Raw genomic sequence first — 6829 nt, 5'->3', positions numbered from 1 at the left:
TCGTAGGCCTTGGCCCGATAGACGCGACCGAAGTTCGTGAAGAACAACAACCAGTGGTGCGTCGTGGTGACCGTGAAGTGCTCGACGATGTCGTCGGTACGCAACTGAGCGCCGCGAACACCTTTACCGCCGCGGTGCTGCGAACGGTACTGGTCGATACGAGTGCGCTTGACGTAACCACCACGAGTGAGCGAAATGACCATATCCTCTTCGGGAATCAGGTCTTCCATGCTCATGTCACCGTCGTAGCCGGCGACAATCTGCGTGCGGCGCTCATCGCCGTAGCGATCCACGATCTCTTGCAGTTCGGTGGCGACGATCGAACGCTGACGTTCCGGGCGAGCCAGGATGTCGTTGTAATCGGCGATCTTCTCTTCGAGTTCGGTCGCCTCGTCCTGGATCTTCTGCCGCTCCAGGGCGGCGAGCCGACGCAACTGCAGCTCGAGAATCGCCCTGGCCTGCAACTCATCGATCTTCAGCAGCTCGATGAGACCGTCGCGCGCATCCTCAGCCGTTGCCGACCGACGAATGAGCGCTATGACGTCATCCAGCGCATCCAGGGCTGCAAGGTATCCGCGCAGGATGTGCATCCGCTCTTGCGCTCGGGCGAGACGGAACCGCGTGCGGCGCACGATCACGTCGATCTGGTGCGTCACCCAGTTCGTGATGAAGCCATCGATCGAGAGGGTGCGAGGAACCCCGTCGACGATCGCGAGCATGTTCGCGCCGAAGTTCTCCTGCAGCTGCGTGTGCTTGAACAGGTTGTTCAGCACGACCTTCGCGACCGCGTCGCGCTTGAGCGTGATGACCAGGCGCTGACCGGTTCGACCCGACGTCTCGTCCCGCAGATCCGCGATGCCCGTCAAACGACCGTCCTTGACGAGATCGGCGATCTTCCGAGCGAGGTTGTCGGGGTTGACCTGATACGGCAGTTCCGTCACGACAAGGCTCGTACGCCCCTGGACCTCTTCGACGTTCACAACGGCACGCATCGTGATCGAGCCGCGACCGGTACGGTACGCCTCCTGGATGCCCTTCGTGCCGAGAACCGTGGCTCCGGTCGGGAAGTCGGGACCCTTGATGCGCTGCATGAGTGCTGCCTGCAGCTCCTCTTGCGAGGCGTCCGGATTCTCCAGGTGCCAGATCGCGCCCTCGGAAACCTCACGCAGGTTGTGCGGCGGGATGTTCGTCGCCATTCCCACTGCGATACCGACGGAACCGTTGACCAGCAGGTTCGGGAACCTCGCAGGCAGAACCGCGGGCTCACGGGTACGACCGTCGTAGTTTTCCTGGAACTCGACGGTGTCTTCGTCGATGTCGCGCACCATCTCCATTGCGAGCGGCGCCATCTTCGTCTCGGTGTAACGAGGGGCTGCAGCTTCGTCGTCACCGGCAGACCCGAAGTTGCCCTGACCCAGGGCGAGCGGGTAGCGCAACGACCACGGCTGCACGAGACGCACGAGCGCGTCGTAGATCGCCGAGTCACCGTGCGGGTGGAACTGCCCCATGACGTCACCGACGACGCGCGAGCACTTCGAGAACGACTTATCGGGCCGGTAACCGCCGTCGAACATCGCGTAGATCACGCGGCGATGCACGGGCTTCATGCCGTCGCGCACTTCGGGGAGCGCACGGCCGACGATGACGCTCATCGCATACTCGAGGTAGGACTTCTCCATCTCCGATTGCAGGTCGACCTGTTCGACACCGGTACGCTCGGGTACTTCAGGGTTGAGGTCAGGAGTCTTGTCGTCAGTCATTGATGTCGTTTCTTCTTACGTCGTACGTGTCGGTGCCGGTTTAGATGTCGAGGAATCGCACGTCGCGTGCGTTCTTCTGGATGAACTCGCGTCGCGATTCGACGTCGTCGCCCATGAGCGTCGAGAAGATCGCATCGGCTGTCGCGGCATCATCCATCGTCACCTGCCGGAGCGTGCGGGTTTCAGGGTCCATCGTGGTCTCCCACAGTTCCTGGTAGTTCATCTCACCGAGACCCTTGTAGCGCTGCACGGGATTCTGATTCTCGCGCGGGAGGCGCCATCCGCGTTCCGTCCCCTGACGGATGAGGCCATCCCGTTCGGCATCCGTGTAGGCGTACTGGTGGTCGGCGTTCGTCCACTTGATCCGGTAGAGGGGCGGGGAGGCGAGGTAGACATAGCCGAGATCGATGATGGGGCGCATGTAGCGGAAGAGCAGCGTCAGCAGCAGCGTCGTGATGTGCTGGCCGTCGACGTCGGCATCGGCCATGAGCACGATCTTGTGATAGCGCACCTTGTCGGAGTCGAACTCCTCACCCAGCCCGGCGCCGAAGGCCGTGATCATTGACTGGATCTCCGCGTTGCCGAGTGCGCGATCGAGACGCGCCTTTTCGACGTTGAGCACCTTGCCGCGCAACGGGAGGATGGCCTGCGTATACGGGTCGCGACCCTGCACAGCGGAACCGCCGGCCGAGTTTCCCTCCACGAGGAAGATCTCGCTTTCGAAGGGATTCTTGGACTGGCAGTCCTTGAGCTTTCCGGGCATGCCACCGGACTCGAGGAGACCCTTTCGCCTGGTCTGCTCCCGCGCCTTGCGCGCTGCGATACGGGCGGTTGCAGCCTGAATCGCCTTCCTGATGATGTCTTTCGCATCACCCGGGTGACTGTCGAACCAGTCACCGAGCATTTCGCCCGTGACTTTCTGAACGAATGACTTGGCCTCTGTGTTGCCGAGTTTCGTTTTCGTCTGACCCTCGAACTGCGGCTCGCCGAGCTTGACGGACACGATCGCAGTCAATCCCTCGCGAACATCTTCACCGGAAAGGTTCTCGTCCTTCTCCTTGAGCAGATTGTTCGCGCGAGCGTAGCGATTCACGAGCGATGTCAGAGCGGCGCGGAAGCCTTCTTCGTGCGTTCCGCCCTCGTGGGTGTTGATCGTATTGGCATACGTGTAGACGCTCTCCTGGTACGACGAGGTCCACTGCAGCGCAACCTCCACGGAGATCTTCCTATCGGTGTCCTCCAGCTCGAAATCGATGATTTCGTTGTGTACCGGGTCGGCCTTCTTCGTCTTGTTGAGATGTTCGACGTAGTCTTTGAGACCGTTCTCGTAGAGGAATGTCTCGGTCTTCTTCTTCGGAGGCGTCACCTCTTGCGGTGCCTCGTCGCTGAGCTCCGCTTCGACCTCGGCAGCTTCTTCGACCTTCGCCGAACGCTTGTCGGTAATGGAGATCGAAAGGCCCTTGTTCAGGAAGGCGTACTGCTGGAATCGATTCCGCAGGGTGTCGTAATCGAACTCGACGGTTTCGAAAATGTCGGCGGAGGGCCAGAAGGTGATCGTCGTACCGGTTTCCTCCGTCGCCTCGCCGGCCCTTATGGATCCGTCGGGGACACCGATCGAGAAGTTCTGGCGGTATACCCGCCCCTGTCGCTTGACAAGGGCTTCGAATCGCGTCGACAGCGCATTCACAACGGAAGAGCCGACGCCGTGCAGGCCGCCCGAAACCGCGTATCCACCGCCACCGAACTTGCCTCCCGCGTGCAATACGGTAAGGACCACCTCGAGCGTCGACTTATTGGGATCGGACGAGTGAGGATCAACGGGAATGCCACGGCCGTTGTCCTGGACGCGGATCCCGCCGTCCTCCAGGAGGGTCACGTCGATCGAATCGCAGTATCCGGCAAGCGCCTCGTCGACGGCGTTATCGACGATCTCGTAGACGAGGTGGTGGAGACCTCTCGGACCCGTTGATCCGATGTACATACCCGGACGCTTCCGAACTGCTTCCAGGCCTTCGAGAATCTGAATCGCGTCGGCACCGTATTCATTCGGTATAGCTTCGGTCATCGGCAGTACACTCCTTATAGCAGCGTGCTTCTTGCGCACTGTCCAAGCTTACCGTGTTCCGCCGGTGAATCGGTGATCTGGGCCACTCTGTGGAGATTTTCTTAAGCCCTCCGAGTATTTTCCCTCGCTACTCCTCTATTTTTCGCTGATGCGTGTCTCAACGGCAGCATGAGGCGTTTGTACCCAAGGGTCCCCCCCTTCGATTTTGGCGGTTTACCCGTAGGTGTCGCGGGGACCGCGACCAGGAACCCGCCTCTTGCCCCATCCGATACGCGGTGCAGCGGGTCCGTCGAATCGAATTCTGCGTACGTTCGACTCCGGAAATCGCTGCATGAGCTTCGTGAGAATGTCACCGTGCATCATTCGCATCTGCTGAGCCCACGCGGTCGAAGAACAACGCACGACGAGGATGTCGTCCACGACCTCTTCCGCGACCGTGAATTCCGCCGCCCGCTCCCCCACGAGATCCGGCCAACCGGTCACGACTTCTCCACGAGCGATCTCACGTGTCCAACCGAAGGTCTCGGTCGTAGTCTTCAAAACATCACCGATCCCGCGTGGGTCCCTGCCCTTCGTGAACGGTTTCGACCCTGACATTTCGGCAGCGGCTCTGCGACGTCCGTCGCGCGTGGTTTTCGCGGGATCCCCCATTTTGATCCGGAATCGCTGCCATACCCGCTCGGCTTCTGTTGCCGGAAGATCACGAGACATCGGCATCCTCGATTTCTCCGGCCGAAATTCTGACCTTCCTGGTGGCGAGTTCATCGGGAACGTCGCCGTCTACAGCCGCTGTTATGAGTACCTGTTCGAAGTCTTCTATTGCCGAGGCGAGCCGATCGCGTCTCGTCGTGTCGAGTTCGGCGAAGACATCATCGAGAATCAGTACGGGATCACCGGCCGCGTCTCCCCGCAACAATTCGGCGGAGGCGAGCTTCAGCGACAAGGCGTAGGACCACGACTCTCCGTGACTCGCGTAATGCCGCGCAAGCAGATCATTGAGCTGCAAGTGCAAATCGTCTCGGTGGGGCCCCACGAGCGACACCGCGCGATCGAGTTCATCCTGTCGACGCTGCTCGAGCGTCGCGCGGTAGTCCTCGGCATTGGGCGGAACATTCGTTTCGAGTTCCAATCGCGTCGCGTGCTCGGCCCCGGCAATCGCTTGATACGCCATGTCCACGTGAGGAGTGAGATCTTGCACGATCCGTTGCCTTGCAGCTTCGAGTTCGAGCCCGAGCCCGACCATGCGCTCGTCCCAGACGTCGAGCGTTGTGAGATCTTCCTGCCGCATCCGCGTCTGTCGTGCCGACTTCAACAGCGAATTGCGCTGCCGCAAGACCTTCTCGTAATCGGCGATGGTTCCTGCGAGCCGCGGTTGCCGGTGCACGACCAATTCATCCAGGAACTTTCGCCGACCCCCCGGGTCCCCCCGCACGATCGCGAGATCCTCGGGTGCAAACAACACGACCTGCGCGTAGCGCGGAAGATTTCGCATCGGGATGCGCTTCCCCTGCGCCTGCGCCCTGTTCGCTCCCTTTCGCTGCAGTTGTACATCGACCGAGATCGTACGCTCGCCGTGCGTCAGTTCGGATCGAATGATGGCGGAATCTGCTCCGGCACGAACGAGCGCTGCTTCCCCGGGAACTCTGTGGCTACTGCCCGTTGCTAGTACAACAATGGCTTCGACGAGGTTCGTCTTTCCCTGACCGTTCTTGCCCACGAACAGCGTTGAGCCCGGTTCGAGCCGAAGTTCTGCGCGCCGGTAATTACGGTAGTCGGCGAGCTCTATCCGGCTGACGTGCATCGGTTACCGAATCAGCAGGTTCGGCTGCAACAAGTACTTGAATTCATCGGATGCCGGCTCATCCCGCGAAGTCTGACGGCTGATGAGCAGTGGTCCGGGTTTATTGCTGTTCTCGCTCTTCGTGAAGGCGATGCGCACGAATTCGCTGTGGGCAGCACCGAGTCCGTCGAGCAGGAACTGCGGCTTGATCGACAACACGGTCTCTTCGCCGTGCATGACGATATCGATCGAGTCGCGGGATGCAGCCTGGTCACTGCCGGAGCCCTCGAGCGTCAACGAATTGTCGGCAAACGTGCATCGCAGCGCCGCTTCACGATCAAGGACGAGCTGCACACGCTTCGTCGCCTCGATCAATTCGGCAGTGTTGACGACCGAGTAGTGCGGTGTCTCGGCCGGGAACAACCGCCGAACCGGTGGGTAGTTCCCCTTGATCAGCAGCGTCGTGACGGTCTTATCCCCCGCTGTGAACGCGATCTGCTGTCGATCCTCGGAATCGGACATCGTGATCTCGACGGTTTCGGTTCCGCCGAACATGCGCCCGACTTCTGCCAGGGTTCGAGACGGAACGAGCGCTTGCAACGCATCCCCGGCTTCGCCACCGTCCCACTCGATGCTCTTCACCGACACCCGATAGCGGTCGGTCGCGATGAGCGTGAGTTCGTGCTCGTTCGCCTCGAGCTGGACGCCCGTGATGACGGGGGTGACATCTTCCTTGGAAGCGGCAATGGAAACCTGGGCAATCGCTTCGGCGAATGCGCTCCCACGAACAAGCCCCGTGCGGCCGGTGATCTCCGGCGTTGTCGGGTACTCCTCGATCGGCATCCGTTGAAGTTTGGTTTCCCAGGAGCCGGCGCGGACGACGAGAGCATTCTCGACTTCCTCGACAACGACCGTGTCCGTTTTCAGACTGCCGGCGATGTTGGCGAGCATGGGTCCGAGTATCAGTACGCTGCCCTCTGTCTGAACGTCGGCCTGGACGCTCGTACGGGAGGAGACTTCGTAGTCGAAAGCCGAGAATTCGACGCGATCACCGGTAGCTGTGATCTTTACGCCCATCAGAATCGGCAACGTGGTGCGAGCAGGTAGCAGTTTCGCTGTGAACGACACTGCGTCCTTGAAGACATCGCGATTGATGACGAACTTCACTGGCCTATTCCCTCTCGTAGATCTGCTCGGTAATTGTGTCATATACCAGGGCTATCG

At 60.5% G+C, this 6829-nt stretch carries 5 protein-coding genes; all 5 read right to left on the bottom strand.

What is annotated here, in order from left to right:
- A partial coding sequence (gene gyrA, locus Q0O95_RS06580) for a DNA gyrase subunit A (RefSeq protein ID WP_293696563.1) occupies window positions 1-1760 on the bottom strand: 1760 nt, incomplete at its 3' end.
- 40 nt (window positions 1761-1800) lie between these two features.
- Window positions 1801-3825 carry a DNA topoisomerase (ATP-hydrolyzing) subunit B gene (gene gyrB / locus Q0O95_RS06575; protein WP_293696561.1) on the bottom strand — a complete coding sequence of 675 codons (2025 nt, stop codon included), beginning with the start codon at window positions 3823-3825 and terminating at the stop codon, window positions 1801-1803.
- A gap of 213 nt (window positions 3826-4038) precedes the next feature.
- A complete protein-coding gene (locus tag Q0O95_RS06570) occupies window positions 4039-4536 on the bottom strand; it encodes a DciA family protein (protein ID WP_293696559.1) in 498 nt (165 codons plus the stop codon).
- On the bottom strand, window positions 4526-5626 hold the full coding sequence (gene recF, locus Q0O95_RS06565; RefSeq protein ID WP_293696557.1) for a DNA replication/repair protein RecF: 1101 nt from the start codon (window positions 5624-5626) through the stop codon (window positions 4526-4528). The genes Q0O95_RS06570 and recF overlap by 11 nt, the downstream gene beginning before the upstream one ends.
- Window positions 5627-5629: 3 nt before the next feature.
- Window positions 5630-6772: a DNA polymerase III subunit beta gene (gene dnaN, locus Q0O95_RS06560; RefSeq protein ID WP_293696555.1), complete on the bottom strand. Its 1143-nt coding sequence runs from the start codon at window positions 6770-6772 to the stop codon at window positions 5630-5632.
- Window positions 6773-6829 lie beyond the last annotated feature (57 nt).

This window comes from uncultured Agrococcus sp., assembly GCF_945915485.1.
Taxonomy (GTDB): Bacteria; Actinomycetota; Actinomycetes; order Actinomycetales; family Microbacteriaceae; genus Agrococcus.
Note: the sequence above shows the minus strand (reverse complement) of the source record. Positions and strands in the feature narration are given on the sequence as shown.